This is a genomic window from Nostoc sp. FACHB-892 (genome assembly GCF_014698795.1).
GTDB lineage: Bacteria > Cyanobacteriota > Cyanobacteriia > Cyanobacteriales > Nostocaceae > Nostoc.
Genome location: NZ_JACJTR010000082.1, coordinates 1 through 15548, shown reverse-complemented (window position 1 = coordinate 15548; position 15548 = coordinate 1). Strand labels below are relative to the sequence as shown.

Here is a 15548-nt window from a genome sequence, read left to right as displayed (position 1 = left end):
CAGCAATTCCTCGCTTTGTATCATTGGAGACAACAGGGAGAAATCTTTGAGATGCACTACAGTTTACTTTCAGTGTTGATTACAACACTTAATTTACACAACTTTGAGCCTTAACTGAACCGTATTGGAATATAACCAGCTTTTCAACTAAATCTTGTCCTTCAGATATCAAAAGATAATTGGCATAAAATTCTCCTGCTTTCTCATCATCTTGAGTATTCTGTTTAATACTTATAGACAAGTAACGAGATAGTGGATAGGTCTGATTTTTTATCGCTTCAATATTTATTTTATTATGTTGTCAAGGACAGTTATTACCTAGTATATCTCCAGGTTTATCGAGGGCAACTTTTTTTTGATTATTCAGAATAACTCTGTTTTCTCACTTTGGGAGAATCCAATAGCCCAAAGGGTTACGGAACTTTATTTTCCAGTTTTTGTCTATAAATTAATGTAATAGAAGCGAGAATCATCTTTTCATCGCAGAATTCGCCAAAAATCACGACGAGCATGCAGGTTTTTCTACATATCTGACAAAACCATTTGATCCAGATGAGTTAATAGCAGTTTTATCAAATCTCGTTACTGAACATATTGCATTATGCGCTTAAAATATTTAAGGCGGCGATATATAACTCAAGTCTATTTTTTATTAAACAATTTCGCTTTTTGTTTATGAATAAGCTTGGTTGATTGCTTCGCTGAATGAGAAACTAAGATATCTTTTCTTTTATGGAAACTGGTATTATCGAGAATAATCACTAGAGCATGGAATATAGTATTTTTTATCTATGCCCTAACCTGTATGAAGGATAGTTTTTTTGTTGCTTTTTAGATTTTGCACCATTGAAATAATACTTTGACGAAAATCAATCCAATACCATATATTAGCTATTCCAGAAATGTAGTACTTTGCCATAAGTTTTCAGGGGAGCAATTAATGTAAATTACTCTCTAATCAATAATTCCTAATGTTGTTCCTCCTATAATTGCAGGGCTTAAAGCTTGCAAATCAAAGTTACCACTTGCTGGGTTAACAAATAAAGGGTCTTGCCCAATGATGTTACCGCTTCCGCTTCCTGTATTTTTGAAACTGCCATTGTAAACAAGGTTATCTTCAAAAGAGAAACCTGTGGATTTTGAAATCGGGTTAATGGCTTGTCCACCTTTGCCGACAAAGATACTGTTCTCTACATCTACGTCATTAGCTTTGTTAAGGAATATTTCACCTGTTGTCAAAACTTGAGAGTTTTTGTAGGTCGTGTTGTGCAAAACATCTATGGGATTATCCGCTCTGAAAAGCTGGATACCCGAACCACCATTCTTGTAGATTAGATTATCGCTGATTAGGATTTTTCCTTTATAGGAATCACTACCAATATAGGCACGGTCAACCATTACGCCGTGTCCTTCTGTGATTTCTCCTACAGCGTAGTAGGGAACCAATTGTTTATTATCGAAAACAGTATTGCCTTCAATAACTACTTTGTAATCTTTGGTATTCTGATCAGAATTCCACAGGTGCAACGCCGAGATTCCTTGAGCTCCAAAAGGTGAGTACCAGGCATTTCCAGAAACAACGTTATCTTTTACGGTAATGTAATCTGCTTCAATAGCTGTAATTCCACCACCGGGAAAATTAGAAACCTTGTTGTCACTGATTGTGATGTGATGCGAGCGCTTTTTGGAATTTCCTTCACTATAAGTAATATTGATGCCATTCCCAGAAGTGGCGGGATTATTTAGATTTGTCTTTTCTTTGAGCGCGTAAGCTAGTGTGATTTTGTCTCGCGCACCTTTGAGAGTCAATCCTTCAATATTAATATAAGAAGAACCCGTGATTGAAATGGCATTCCAATTATGTTTATCTGTAGCTAAAACTGGGTTGTGCCCTGACAATGCTTTAAAAGTAATCGGCGCATTAGCAGTACCATTTTTGTTGGCGATACTTAAAATGTTTGCATAAGGATTTGTGTAAGTACCATTCATCACGTAGACGGTATCACCTGCTTTCACCAAATCCCCAGCTTTTTGAAGAGTGCGAAATGCGGCTTTCTGGTTCGAGCCATCATTTTTATCATTACCTGTTCCAGAAACGTAGTATGTTTTGCCAGCCATTGTTTTACTCCGAATATGTGTAAGGTGAATTGGTAGTACGTTCTCAGCAATAAACAGCGCAAAGCCGGAGACATTTCCTGTCTTCTCTGCGTTTGTTGAGTGGTCAAACTTAAATTGGTTGAAACTTTAGTAGGTTTACCCCTTAACTTAAGGGAACTAATGTAACAACTTCGTCGAACTTGTTGTACGCGGTGTAACTGAGCCTTGGGAACTCATGTATTAAAACTAACCTTTACATAAGGAGATAACTTCAGTAAATATTCTGAAATATGTCATATTTATTACAACAAACGCCAAAAATTTATGGAGATGTCGTGGTAGAGTCCTGTTAATTTCCAGAGTGATATGGCAGTGGAGAGCCTTTTGTGCAAGGATTTGATAAAGTTTCTCTAACAATTTTTAAAGAAACGATGCTTCCCGCAGGCTAGGATACAAACAAAGCAGGAAATAAGAAGCCAAAAAAATTGGCACAGCTTCATAAAGAAATAGTATGAGAATTTGCCAGTTCCGCATTTCTTACAAGCTTGAGGGGAAGAAGGAGCAGAGGTGAATGGCACGCTTGAAAAGCTGAAAGCCTGTCTGGGCTAATCGCTCTCGCTCAACCTGATGCTTTAGGCGAGGAGATTCCCCGCTCTGATATCCCTGATGTGCCGTCTAACTGTATAGCTTATATTGGTGGTTACGGTAACTTGAAAACCACTATTAAGTAGGAGGACACCAAGACACACCAAAGTGATACTGTAGAGGTGCAAATTGGTGAGAGCAAACACAAAGCAACCAAGAGCGATGGTAGTAAAGCCAGTGGAAACTGGACAGTTAGCTTTTGCGCCTGGTAGCAGTGGTTGGACTAATGCACAAGCTGAACAGATGCGTTGGATGGAAGTTTTCCTCAGAGGTGGTAATGCCTGGGAATCTTTTAATCGCCCAGCAATCGGCACACATATAAATATCAGCTAAAAGCCGTCCAGAATCACTTAGATCAAAATTTAATTTTTAGAAAGTACAGCTTACCTGAGTTTGATTGATTCACCATCATTATTTATTGCTTTTCCCATGTCTGATCCATTAATCGTTGTTGATGTTCAATCCGGTTTTATCAATGAATTCACTCATCACATCCCGCAGCGAGTTGCTCATTTAATTGGGCGAGGTGAGTATGCACCAGTTTTGTTTACTAGATTTATCAACGCACCTGATGGCCCCTATCAAAAATTCCTTGATTGGCATAGCTGTACGCATGAGCCAGAAACTAATATTGCTTCAGAATTAGAACCTTGGGTTAAACCAGAAGTAGTTTTTTCTAAGTTGGGGCTATGCGGTATACCAAATGAACTGGCAGACTACTTTAGAGGGCACTGTTTTGAAAGAGTTTTCATCCTAGGGATTGACACTGATATGTGTGTGTTGAAGATCGCGATGGATTTTTTCGATATTGGCATTGAACCCATCGTATTAACTGATTGCTGCGCTAGTACAGCAGGCTTACAAGCACACTTAGCAGGTTTGGCAGTACTCAGTCGGAATATTGGTGCTTTTCGTCTGCGTGAGGCAGGTCTTTCTGAGGGTTTTCTAGCTGCACCACTAGACAAAAATAGAGAATAAAAATTCTCAGAAATTGTGCGTTTTTAATTTAATGTTCGGTATAAAACAGGATCGTCTTTTTTGCTGCTTGCAAAACGCGATCGCGTAATTCTAATGGCTCAATAACCTCCATTTGTGCGCCAAACCCCAGCACATAACCACAAGCCGCTTCTTCTATATCAAACCTCAGCCAGACGCGAGTCCAGCCATCGGCATCGGGCGAGTCAATCTGTTCTATTCGGGCAAAGTATCCGGCACAGCGTAACCGAGGCATAGCCTCTGGAGCAACACGTACCGTCACGCCATAGTAAGGCAGATTGGCTTTGAACTCAACCATCGATTGTTGCCAATAGTCGGCTAAGTTGAATTCAACCGGACAAACACAGGGGTAATCCGTAAGTATGGCATCTCGCACTCGTGAAATCCGGTAGGAGCGCACCTCTGAATCTACCGAGGCAACGAAATACCAGACACTGCCTTTAGCAACCAATCCGAGTGGATTGACCAACCGTTCCACACACTTACCATCACTGCGTTCATAGCTCAGATGTACTTGCCGCTCTTGCCAAACTGCTGTTTGCAAAATTGGAAATGCTGACATTTCTTCGTCCCACCGATGCCAGCCTGTTGGATCGACATGAATGCGCTGGCTAACCATTTCTGCCTGCTGACGATTTGCGGCTGGCATTGCTGCCAGAAGTTTGAGCAGAGCCGCTTCAAATGCTTGACTCCAGCCTAAATCGGCTAGCAGGTGTGTGGGCTTAGGCAAAAATAACGCCTGAATCTCTGCCAAGTTAAGTCCTGTCAGCGTAGTTTGATAGCTGTCGAGTAAACTCCAACCACCTCCTTTACCGCGTTCTGCTATCACCGGAACTCCGGCACTGCTGAGGGCATCCATGTCACGATGAATGGTGCGCTCAGATACCTCCAATCGTTCTGCTAAATCTCGCGCTGTTAGCTGACGATGAACCTGCAACAACATCAGGATCGAGAGGAGGCGATCGGCACGCATAACTATCCCAAGACCAATCGGAACTACTTTTTACTTTACTGCCTAAATATGACAAGGGATGTCATGAAGTTCTGCTTATGCTGCATAAAGATGGTTTGGAGTCATCGATTTCTTTAAACCACCTCGCAGGATTTAAGGAGGTCAATTATGCAGCTATTGAAGAATAAAATTGCTCTCGTAGTTGGGGCAACACGCGGTGCAGGTCGTGGCATTGCTGTGGAACTTGGTGCAGCAGGAGCAACCGTTTATGTCACTGGACGCACCACTCTTACTGTGCGTTCGGAATACAACCGCCCTGAAACGATCCAAGAAACGGCGGAATTGGTAAACCAGGCAGGTGGGAAAGGAATCGCGGTTGTAGTCGATCATTTAGACCCAAAACAAGTACAGGCGCTTGTTGCTCGTGTTGAGCAGGAACAGGGCCGTCTAGATGTTCTGGTCAACGATATTGGTGCAGAATATCTGGCGGAGTTCAACAAGCCCGTGTGGGAGCTTTCTTTGGAGCGAGGATTACGAATGCTGAAACTGGCCATCGACACCCACCTAATCGCTAGTCACTTCGCATTGCCACTTTTGCTCCAGAAACCCGGTGGATTGGTGGTCGAAATTACTGATGGTACTGCCGAATATAACAGCAAAAACTATCGGCTGTCGCTGTTCTATGACCTTGCTAAAACCTCAGTAATTCGCATGGCGTGGGGATTGGCACAAGAACTTAAACCGTATCAATGTACCGCCGTGGCGCTGACTCCGGGTTGGTTGCGCTCAGAACTCATGCTCGAGCATTTTGGAGTGAGTGAAGCCAACTGGCAGGACGCAACGGCAAAGGAACCGCACTTCATCATTTCTGAAACGCCCCATTATGTTGGGCGTGCAGTTGCTTATCTAGCTGGCGATCCACAAATGGTGCGCTGGAATGGCCAATCCCTTTCCAGTGGGCAACTAGCACAGGTTTATGGCTTTACCGATCTTGATGGCTCTCAACCCGATGCCTGGCGCTACATTTGTGAAGTGCAGGAGGCGGGTAAACCTGCTGATGCGACTGGATATAGGTAGTGTTCGAGTCAAAAGCGACGGCTGGGCATTTTATTTCTTGGATCTCCCCTAGCATTCCGTTACTGCTTTCGCCGAGAGTTTACGGTCATAAACTGATGCCACTGCCCGTCATCGCCTAGCACATAGGATGTCATGATTCGATGATTATCACTCTTGAACTCGATTACATCTCTATAACTTGCCATCTTCTCGTCGCCCGTCATTGAGGGACCGTCAGAATTAAGCGTTAGCATGTTTTCAGCCGCGTCCAATTCACCGTCGTACAACCATAGATAAGTCATCATTGACCCAACCCAGGTGCCTACATAGCGTTGTTTCTGCGGGTCATATCCCAATGTTATTATCATTGTTGCCGCACCACCGCAGGTCATTTCGCCCTGTCCTTCACCTACAACCCAGAGTTCACCAATTGATCGCACACTTTCCGTTCCTGTTGCTCTCTCAGGCGGTTGATCTGGACTCATCATCGCCTCTGTTTCATAAGTCCACTCACCGACGAGTTTCTGTAGCCACTGATGTTCCTTTTGTGGCTCAGTATTCATTGTTGGCTCCTGTTGTGTTTTGGTTGTCTCCATTGCTTTAGCTCCTTTTGATGAATTATTGAGGAATGTAATTAGCGCGAAGCCCAACTCTGTAGGCGAAGCCGCCCCAAAAGGCTAGGAACCGCATGAAATAATGATGAAAAATCAAGATTTTAATAGTACATAAATACTATCATGGCTCAACTGATTGAGGTTTTTAACTGGCAGATTGACGAAAACTTTGGTATTCATGATTTCTCCTTTTGAAGTTGATTGCAGAGTAAAGAATTATCAAAAAGTCGCTGGTGATTCAAAGTAAATGATATCCGTAGTGTAATAAGCCATGATTCGGTCTACGTCTTTAGCGCAGATGGCACTTTGTCGATCGACGATGAGTTGTCGAATCTCGGCTTGGTCATGTGTATTGGTGCTTTCCGTTGTCATCTGGGTAGCCATATTTTCTCCTTTTGAAAATTCATCAATTGGTATCTTTGCCGTCGTGATTGCTGCTGCGCTTGACCTCCCTTGTTTCCCTTTGTAATTAAGTCGAACGACAATTGCTCAAATCGACACCTCTGGTAAAATTTTTTCCGGCGTCAGCTATGACCTCAAACGCACGAACAGATGTAACAATCACGATCACCTCCATTTATCGCACTGAGTGGGGTCGGATTACCGCTACGCTCATCCGGCTGGTTAGGGATTTCGATGTAGGTTTATATGCGGCACAGGAAGCCTTTATCGCTGCCGTGAATCAGTGGCATTCCACAGGTATTCCCGATCTCCCCCGTGCCTAGATTATTAAAGCAGCTCGATACAAAGCCACTATAGAATTTTTACGTTTTTTCTATTCTCTATGACCTCAATTAAGGCTTGAATGATTAGGTCAAATGTACTAATCTAGTCTCAATTCAACTAAAAAGCGGAGGTCAATTGTGATTGATCACACTGGTATCATTGTGAGTGATTTTGAGCGAAGCAAGTCCTTTTATGCTGCGGCATTAGAACCAATTGGACTGTTACTCATTGCAGAGTATTCAGCCTCTACTACTGGAAGTACCGATATTGCTGGTTTCGGTCAGCCACCAGAAGCTGAATTCTGGCTGAGTCTTGGTAATCCGGGTTCTGTAAGAGTTCATGTAGCGTTCAGAGTTCATAACCATGCTGCTGTTGAGGCATTCTACAACGCAGCTTTAGCTGCTGGTGGACGAGACAATGGTGCGCCTGGTTTTCGGACTCAGTATCATCCTAACTACTATGCTGCTTTCGTTCTTGATCCAGACGGGCATAATATTGAAGCAGTCTGTCATCAACCTGAATAAGCAGCATTTTCTAAATTAAATTAAAGCCACTGTTAGTAGAACTCTTGCAAGGAATAATAAACTTGTATCCAATTCTAGGAAAACTCAAAGCGTAATATTCCTCTCTATTTTTACTCCTGAGATTTTTACTTTTTTTGCTCAAAACAGCGATCGCATCTTCAATAGCTGGGGCTGTGGGCTGTGCTAATGAATCTCATGGCTGGGGTTGAGAGCAAAATTGCTCATAGTTTCAGCTTGCTAGAGGAAAAGTTGCTGCCAACATCCATCCAAAGAATAAGGCATTACCAATGGCATAGCTCCAATATTCGTTAAGTAAGACCCTTTGCAAAATTATTTTCAATACTTAAGTATTTGTTCTCACGAGAGGATACTGTTACGTGAGCTTTCTTACTTCTCAGGCATTCTCTTAAGATCAACGCTATTTTGTGATTGCAAAATTACAGGCTTCTGGTAATTAGAAGTATAACCTGGTAAAACTTTTATCCCTGGTTGAGTCAACCTTAGCGTTAAAGAAAGTCTGACTTTACCGCTATTATTACGTATTGAGCGATGTAATAGTGTATTAGTAAATAGTACAAACTCGCCAGGACGTAACACTACAGGAATAGCTTTTTTTGCAACTTCATCAGGGATTTCAAAAAAGTTATTTCCACTAAAAGGATCGGTTCCTTTTATCTGGCAACTTTTTAAGTAAATATTAGGTATATACTCAAATCCATTATATTCATTAACTTCTGTCAAAGCTATATAAGCATTGATAGTTTTACCATTTCCTTCCAGGAGTTTAGAATAAGAGTCTTGATGCCAAAAAGGAATTAATTGCTGGGCGGGATAATTTACCCATAGTTCTGACCGCCATAATACTAAATTATCCCCTAAATGAGCATTAAGCTTTTTTAATAAGTTTTTATCTTCACATAATTGCAAAATTACAGGTGAATCTAAATGTCTTTCCATATAAAAGCATCTAGTAAGTACTTGAAGCGATATAATGAATAACGAACCAATATCAAACCTAATAAATGATTTAACTACCTGTCTTAATAATATTTTTATTGGGATTCTTAAAATAATATTATCAAAAATATATTGGGTAATCTCAGCTATTTCGTTACTGCTTAAAGTTAGAGAATTTGGTCCCCATATTTCATCACTACCATCATAATTAATTTTATTTGTATTCTGCTGTTGGTTGCAACCAGCCCATAATAAACTACATTCCCATAATTGCTGTGATAATTCTTGATTTTGTGCTATTTCAGGTAATATAATTTCTTGAGCGTGACTATCTAAAAATTTTCCACTAATATTTGATAATCTAGGGAAGTAGCACAAAAAAGGGTACTATATGCTCCGGCTTCCGAAGAAATACCTAAACCTAAATATTTACTGAGACGATGCCATATAGTAATATTTGATTGTACAAAGCCTGGATGTATGGCGTTAACAGTGACTTGAGAATTATTTAATCGCTGAGAAAGTTCTCTTGTTAAAAGCAATAAACAGAGTTTTGAAACGGCATATAATTTTAGGAAATTTAAAGGCGTTCTTTTAACTAATAAATTCCAGTCAATACCACTTGGAGATAATGCCAAATCTGATGCTAACATAATAATGCGGCTAGGAGCAGCTTTTTGCAAATTTTCTAATAATAAATAAGTCAGCAAAAAATGACCTAAATAGTTCGTTCCCCAAATCAGTTCAAAACCTTCTTTGGTTGTACCTCTGTTGTTGAATATCCCTGCATTGTTGACTAATATATTTAATGGCAAATTGTAGCTATTAAATAGTTTTACACACTTACGAACTGAATCTAAAGAAGCTAGATCAAGAGGTAAAAATTCCACATTTTCATTTCCGGTGGTTTGGCGGATGTAGTCTATAGCTTTTGCGGCTTTGTTTGCCGAACGACAGGCAATAAATACATGATTGCCTAATCTAGCTAAACCTATAGCGGTCATTAAACCTACACCAGAATTACCACCTGTAACCAGACACACTTGCATAATTTCCGCTCTCTTAGTATTTATTTCCAACTAATTGCCAGAAATATAGCCAGTATTAATATAACGTTAAGTATTTCATCATCTTGCATCATGATTAAATCCCTCTATAATTTCAATTGGGCGGTTAGGCATCACCATGCCAAAACCTTATTTCAAGGTAATAATTATGGCGCAATAAGTTTTGTGATGCCTCCGGCGGGCGCAGCCATCGCTCAAGTCAGATAAAAGCAACTTACTGAATGAGCAATTATTGTCAAAAAAGCCTTGGTAAATGCTTTAACCTTCACTAATCAGCTGTAACAAGGCTTCCGTTGATATCTTGCCACTAATATCAGCACCTTCCAACAGGCTATCCGCCAAATCTCGCTTGTGCTGATGTAATTGCACAATCTTTTCTTCTATAGTATCCTTTGCTACTAGACGATAAATGGTAACAGGGCGCTGTTGCCCAATGCGATGGGCGCGGTCTGAGGCTTGGTCTTCCACTGCGGGGTTCCACCAAGGGTCTGTATGAATCACATAATCAGCAGCAGTCAGATTCAGTCCTGTGCCCCCTGCCTTGAGACTAATCAGAAATACATCCCCTCAACCAGCTTGGAAAGCATCCACCCGTTTTTTCCGCTCTGCCACTGAAGTACTGCCATCTAAATATTGATAACTAATACCTTGCTGCTCCAGATAATCTCTAATAATGTGCAAATGGTCAACAAATTGACTAAACACCAACGCCTTATGACGATTTTCCAGAAGTTCACCCAGCACCTCACCAAAAAGTTGTAACTTGGAACTGCGTAATTCAGTGTCAGGCATAACCAGGCTGGGATTACAGCAAGCGCGACGCAGTTTCATTATCTCAGCCAAAACTTGCAAATGTTTCTTTCCTGCTTCGGCATCAGTTTCGGTAAGTTTAGATATGGCCTGACGGCGCAACGCTTCATAGAATGCCTTTTCCTCTCGACTTAACTCTACATGCAACAGAATTTCGGTACGAGATGGCAACTCTTCTAATACTTGATTTTTTGTCCGTCGCAATAAAAATGGTTGAATAAGTTTTTTGAGTTTATTACGTGCAAGTTTATCTTGATATTTTTCAATGGGGGTAGCAAAGCGTTGATTAAAGCTTTCAAAAGAACCCAATAACCCAGGATTAATAAAGCGGAACAAATTCCACAACTCACCCAGGTGATTCTCAATCGGAGTCCCAGTAGTCAGCAACTTAAATTTAGATTTTAGGTTCATGGCTGCCTGAGAACGTTTAGTGGTCATATTTTTAATCGCCTGGGCTTCATCCAGGACAATCGTTTGCCACTGTACAAGAGAAAGCATTTGCGCTACTTCTTCTTGCTGTAATAAACCATAGCTACATACCAACATATCCAATGGTTGTAAACCATCTAATAATTTTTGGCGGTTAGCACCAGAAAATTGGATAATATTCAGAGTTGGGGCGAACTTTTGCGCTTCACTCACCCAATTCATGCACACGGAAGTCGGCGCAATTATTAGGGTTGGCCCTTGATGTGCATTTCTGAGAATGACAGCCAATGCTTGCAAGGTCTTACCAAGTCCCATTTGGTCTGCCAAACAAGCTCCTGCACCCCAATGTGCCAGCCGCGCTAGCCAACAAAAACCCTCCATCTGGTAGTCGCGTAGTTCTGCTTGCAGCGTAGATGGCAATTCTGGCTGGAGGTTCTGCACCTCCTTAAGTCGCTCTCTATGTGCCTTCCAATGTTTATCTGCTTTTACCTTACCTACCTCATCGACAAAATCTTCTAACCCTAATGTTGCCAAGGGGTGGAAACTGATACCCTTACTATGTTTTTCCGAAAACATCCGCAATTCGTCGAGGTGTTTCCGAAAAGCTTGAGTTAAAGCCAGAAATTGACCATCACCAAGGGGGATAAATCGGCTGGGGGTTTTCTCCAATAGTTCTAGTAGCTGCTGCATATCTAGCACAAGGTCGTTATTTAATTTCAATTCCCCAGTGGCTGTAAACCAGTCCTGCTGACGTTGAATTGATAAATTAAAGTCTTTCAAGTCTGCATTATGGCTAACACGCAGTTTTTCTCCTTGTGGCCATTCTATGACTACGTTATTTCCCAGCGTTTGCAGTTCTAGCAGCAATTCTAAACAGTCCTCTGGGTCAGCTATAACCCATTCACCATCTTGTTCTTCAGTTCGCGTCAAGGTAGGACAGGCTTTTATGGCAGCTTTAGCAAGCTGTTTCTCTTGGGGTAGATTTCGTCTGGTTTGCAGACGTTTCCCGTCAATCTCGGCAATTACTGTTTCACCACCTGTACCAGGACGGTAGTAGGGGCCACCTTGGGCAAAGGGGCGCGACAAAAGCGCGACTTTCAAGCCGTTATTGGCAGGTAAAAGGTGAATATGGGGTAGAGTCTGGGCGGGTACTTCTTCTGCACCTTCGAGTCCGCCGCCAATATCAGAATGTACCGTGACGATGCCAGAGACAGCATTAATCGCTGTCAAAACTTGCTTCTCAGCGAAGGCAGGCACATTTAATTTATTATCTTTACCAATAATCTCGGCGATGCGGCGGTGTTCGGCAGTAATTTCAATGACTTTGATGCGGGTTGGGGTTTCTTTTATATGCAAAATATTTTGTGATTCTGGTAATTTGGGAGAAAATTCCAAGGTGAGACGATCAAGTTTCCCTTTTTTAACCAGTAGTTCCGGTTCTCCCTTGACAATTTCTACACGAATAGTCGGTGTATCTTCCCAAAAAACTAACGGGTGTCCAATTAAAGCAGAGATGGCTTTTTCACCAAAGGTATAATCAACTTTGCCGTAATAGCCTTCACTATATACCTCAATACAACTACATACCCGCATATCTTGGGGTGTGATGTAATCAAACTCAGATAATGCACTGCTTAGACGCTTGAGGGCTATGGGGCGACCTTTACTCCATTCCCCTTTGGCATTCACTTTTTGTTCTCGTGGTTGCAAGACACATCTGCTGGGATAGAAGGTGATGAACCATGCTAAACGCAGTTCGGATTCTGGTTTTAGGGATGTTTGTGGTCTTGATTGGAGATTTGCCAGCGCATTAAGGCACATTTCCCAAGCTTCTTGAGGTCGAATTAAATCTACGATGGTTTGAATATTGCTATCTTCTCGCAGTGCGGGGGCAAGTTGATTATAGTTACTACTAGGTTTTAGCCGGGATAGAAGTTCTGCACTTTCCATTGCCAACCAGTGATAACCAGAGGCAAGCGAGCGCCGATATAGTGGTTCTAGTAAATTGGGTAAGCGTTTTTTAGCACTTTCTGCATCCATCCAGTAAAGGCATAGTGAACAAAACAATGTTTGTAAGCTATTTTCTTCTTCTACGGAAGAAATATGACCACTGACTACAAATTGTTTTTGGGTAATATCACCAAGGTGAACTTGCAGTACCATGTTCAGTCTGCCATAAGTGAACCTGAGCCAATGATCCCCTTTACGGGACATCAAACTGGTATACTCTTCTGCTTCTTTGAGGCGTTGCACTGAACCATCTTTTAACAATGCGAGGATAAAAAATAAGCCCCCTATTGTATTGAAATATATTTGCCGTTTGCCTGTAGGCTTTTTGATCGCTTTCAGGGCATCTTTATAATATTTTATGGCTTGTTCATTTTCACCCCGCAGAAAACTTAACCAACCCCAAAAGATCGCAGCGTTATTTTGATAGTCATTTGATACACGCTCCAGACTTTCTTGAGCTTCTTGGGTACAGCCCTGTAACAACAGTTGTTCTGTCAAAATCAGGTGTAGATAATCTGAGCAATGTTTTTCACTGTTAGAGCATTCTTCTTCTAGCAGCGTCAACGCATCTTCGCAAGCAGATAATTTTAAGGCTGAATTGAAGAGGATACTTGATATGCCACTTTCATATAATCCAAGTGGAAGGGTCTTAAACCAATCTGCATCAAATGGATTATTGTATATCTGCTCAAAGACATTTTCTATTACTATTTTTTCTTCGCTATCACTGTACTTCTGATAATCTTCTATTTGTTGATTAATAAAACTAAGGTCTTGGCGATAAATACCAATGCGGATTTCTCTGATACACTGGCGCAGACTGGAGAATATCCGAGAATCTCTGTTCCAGTGAGTACGTATTGGTAGCTTCTCCTCTACTGCTGTAACCAGGATTTCAAACTGTCCGGTTTGTACAGCATGACGAGTAGCAATTTCTGTTAGTAACGGATGACATTCAGCACCTTGTCTGCTTGACTGTACTAACAAGCCTGCTTTTAACAATTTATCAATCTGGGGACTAAGGGTTTTAGTACCCCAAGGTTTATTCTTTTCATCTAAAGCGCCAGTTTTACTAATACAACTTACGAAGGAATTTTTGTCTATCGGTGCATAAATTATCGAAAATAACTGAATAATTTTTTGTAAGGAAGGATGTAACTCGAAGTATATATGAGCGAGTTGTGTTTGCAGTTTTGTGGTATCATTCGCCAAATTAGTCATCCTATTAATTCAGTTCTTTAAATAATTCCATTAATTTACGAACTTGATTCATGCAAAGGATATGCTATCTAAAATTGTTGAAGGTATGCTATCACATCGGGAGCAACTTAAGATATATTCGATACACCAAAATTTTCTGCGATGTGCGGTGTTCTCGAAGAATCGCTCAAGCCAAGAAATGGGCAATATATTAAAGAATTACTCAGTACCCTAACGAGTGATGAGCGTTGCGGTGTGATGCTGGAGTTTGAAGACGCAAGCCCTGACAAATTTGCTCAATTGCTGGTAGATGCCCCACAGTGGACTGAATGGATGGCTTAAGAAAGTTAGGCAAGCAACTGTGTTGTTCCGTCAAAATTGGAAATATCCACGACTTGAGTGAGGCTTTGGGGATAACTTGCCTTGAGTGGACGCGACGCCAGAGGATTGTGCTGGTGAATTATCAAGTGGGATAGTTTGTATGCGCCTTTGGGGAGGCTGTGAAGTTACTCTCGATGATGCGGTGGTTTGCGGAAGGTGAGGTGAAATCTAGCCTTGCATTTAAGAAGGCAGTTCTTGCAGAAGGCAGAGGGCAGAAGGAACTTTCTCGTTGGGGATTCAGACCCCAACCAGTTGTAAGCACCGTATAGACGGTGGGGTTTTAGACCCTTGTTAAGAGCGGTCACGGGCAGAGGGTACGAGGTAGGAGCAAAGCCGGAAACTCCGAAAGCTCCGGTCAGTATTTCCTTCTGCCTCCTACCCTCTGCCTTTCTCGATAAACATTTTTTCATTGGTTGTTAATTTTTAATCTCGGTTGCGCTCGAAAGAAATTTAGATATATTTGCCCTGACATAATGGTGGAATAGCACTCGTACAAACCACGAAACAAAGCCCTGACAAATTTTTATAAAGTTAGGGTAGCTTTTGCGTAAAACACGCACTCAATCAGCTGAGTTATATGCAAACCTTGCTCAAGGCAGGCTTAGTAAGTTCACAAAAATCGATAACAAATTAATGACAGGAATCAATGTATATGGCATTAATCTTAGGTACTGAATTAAACGATCAACTACAGGGTACAAGTAATAACGACTCGCTTTTCGGCTTTGGCGGTAATGACTACTTAGTGGGGAGTGGTGGTAACGATTTTTTAGATGGAGCAACTGGTGACGATAGCTCTTTCTTTGATGGAGGTGGTTTATCTAGAGGCTTATATGGCGGGGATGGCAACGACATTATACTAGGCAGAGATGGCAACGATGCATTGTTTGGTTCTCGTGGTAGTGACATTTTAAATGGCGGATGTGGTGATGATATTATTGATGGGATTGGGGAGGTTTTTCGAGGTGTCGGTTATAATCCTTCCCAATACGGAAGTCAGGATATTGATGTTCTCACAGGTGGTAGTGGCGCGGATAGCTTCATACTTCAGGGTAGCAATGGGCGTTCTCCTATAGGTGCCTCT

At 41.5% G+C, this 15548-nt stretch carries 14 protein-coding genes and 1 pseudogene; 8 read left to right on the top strand and 7 right to left on the bottom strand.

Annotation, left to right across the window (positions count from 1 at the left end):
• Window positions 1-954 precede the first annotated feature (954 nt).
• A complete protein-coding gene (locus tag H6G96_RS38115; RefSeq protein WP_190919509.1) occupies window positions 955-2118 on the bottom strand; it encodes a right-handed parallel beta-helix repeat-containing protein in 1164 nt (387 codons plus the stop codon).
• Window positions 2119-2874: 756 nt separating this feature from the next.
• Between H6G96_RS38115 and H6G96_RS38110 the strand changes: the two genes are divergently transcribed.
• Both H6G96_RS38110 and H6G96_RS38105 read left to right on the top strand, forming a co-directional pair.
• Window positions 2875-3075, top strand: coding sequence for a hypothetical protein (locus H6G96_RS38110; RefSeq protein WP_206757695.1), 201 nt, complete (start codon window positions 2875-2877; stop codon window positions 3073-3075).
• Between the two features lie 96 nt (window positions 3076-3171).
• Entirely contained in the window at window positions 3172-3720 is a 549-nt protein-coding gene (locus tag H6G96_RS38105) for an isochorismatase family cysteine hydrolase (RefSeq protein WP_190919505.1), read from the top strand.
• A gap of 28 nt (window positions 3721-3748) precedes the next feature.
• Here H6G96_RS38105 and H6G96_RS38100 read toward each other — a convergent pair whose 3' ends face one another.
• Window positions 3749-4711: a YafY family protein gene (locus tag H6G96_RS38100; RefSeq protein ID WP_190919503.1), complete on the bottom strand. Its 963-nt coding sequence runs from the start codon at window positions 4709-4711 to the stop codon at window positions 3749-3751.
• 147 nt (window positions 4712-4858) lie between these two features.
• Between H6G96_RS38100 and H6G96_RS38095 the strand changes: the two genes are divergently transcribed.
• A complete protein-coding gene (locus tag H6G96_RS38095) occupies window positions 4859-5767 on the top strand; it encodes an SDR family oxidoreductase (RefSeq protein ID WP_190919500.1) in 909 nt (302 codons plus the stop codon).
• 59 nt (window positions 5768-5826) lie between these two features.
• On the opposite strand, the gene H6G96_RS38090 is transcribed toward H6G96_RS38095, so the two are convergent.
• The gene (locus H6G96_RS38090) at window positions 5827-6396 is read right to left on the bottom strand and encodes a DUF1579 domain-containing protein (protein WP_242063604.1); all 570 of its coding nucleotides are present in this window, start codon (window positions 6394-6396) and stop codon (window positions 5827-5829) included.
• A 183-nt stretch (window positions 6397-6579) separates the two neighbouring features.
• Window positions 6580-6744, bottom strand: coding sequence for a hypothetical protein (locus H6G96_RS38085; RefSeq protein ID WP_190919498.1), 165 nt, complete (start codon window positions 6742-6744; stop codon window positions 6580-6582).
• A gap of 146 nt (window positions 6745-6890) precedes the next feature.
• Here H6G96_RS38085 and H6G96_RS38080 point away from each other — a divergent pair, with 146 nt between their 5' ends.
• Window positions 6891-7085 (top strand): hypothetical protein, encoded by a 195-nt coding sequence (locus H6G96_RS38080; protein ID WP_190919496.1) that lies wholly within the window; start codon window positions 6891-6893, stop codon window positions 7083-7085.
• 138 nt (window positions 7086-7223) lie between these two features.
• Entirely contained in the window at window positions 7224-7610 is a 387-nt protein-coding gene (locus tag H6G96_RS38075; RefSeq protein WP_190919494.1) for a VOC family protein, read from the top strand.
• Window positions 7611-7997: 387 nt separating this feature from the next.
• Here H6G96_RS38075 and H6G96_RS40855 read toward each other — a convergent pair whose 3' ends face one another.
• Both H6G96_RS40855 and H6G96_RS40850 read right to left on the bottom strand, forming a co-directional pair.
• On the bottom strand, window positions 7998-8945 hold the full coding sequence (locus tag H6G96_RS40855) for a phytanoyl-CoA dioxygenase family protein (RefSeq protein WP_199339866.1): 948 nt from the start codon (window positions 8943-8945) through the stop codon (window positions 7998-8000).
• A complete protein-coding gene (locus H6G96_RS40850; protein ID WP_199339865.1) occupies window positions 8900-9646 on the bottom strand; it encodes an SDR family NAD(P)-dependent oxidoreductase in 747 nt (248 codons plus the stop codon). The genes H6G96_RS40855 and H6G96_RS40850 overlap by 46 nt, the downstream gene beginning before the upstream one ends.
• A gap of 60 nt (window positions 9647-9706) precedes the next feature.
• On the opposite strand from H6G96_RS40850, the gene H6G96_RS42715 reads away from it, so the two are divergent.
• Window positions 9707-9841 carry a hypothetical protein gene (locus H6G96_RS42715; protein WP_277933083.1) on the top strand — a complete coding sequence of 45 codons (135 nt, stop codon included), beginning with the start codon at window positions 9707-9709 and terminating at the stop codon, window positions 9839-9841.
• Window positions 9842-9892: 51 nt separating this feature from the next.
• Here the strand turns inward: H6G96_RS42715 and H6G96_RS38065 are convergent.
• Window positions 9893-14104 (bottom strand): annotated as a pseudogene (locus H6G96_RS38065) (DEAD/DEAH box helicase).
• Window positions 14105-14245: 141 nt separating this feature from the next.
• Here H6G96_RS38065 and H6G96_RS38060 point away from each other — a divergent pair.
• Complete coding sequence (locus H6G96_RS38060) at window positions 14246-14425, top strand: hypothetical protein (RefSeq protein ID WP_190735301.1); 180 nt, start codon at window positions 14246-14248, stop codon at window positions 14423-14425.
• A gap of 691 nt (window positions 14426-15116) precedes the next feature.
• Window positions 15117-15548 (top strand): calcium-binding protein (locus H6G96_RS38055; RefSeq protein WP_277933082.1); only part of this gene is annotated, 432 nt, incomplete at its 3' end.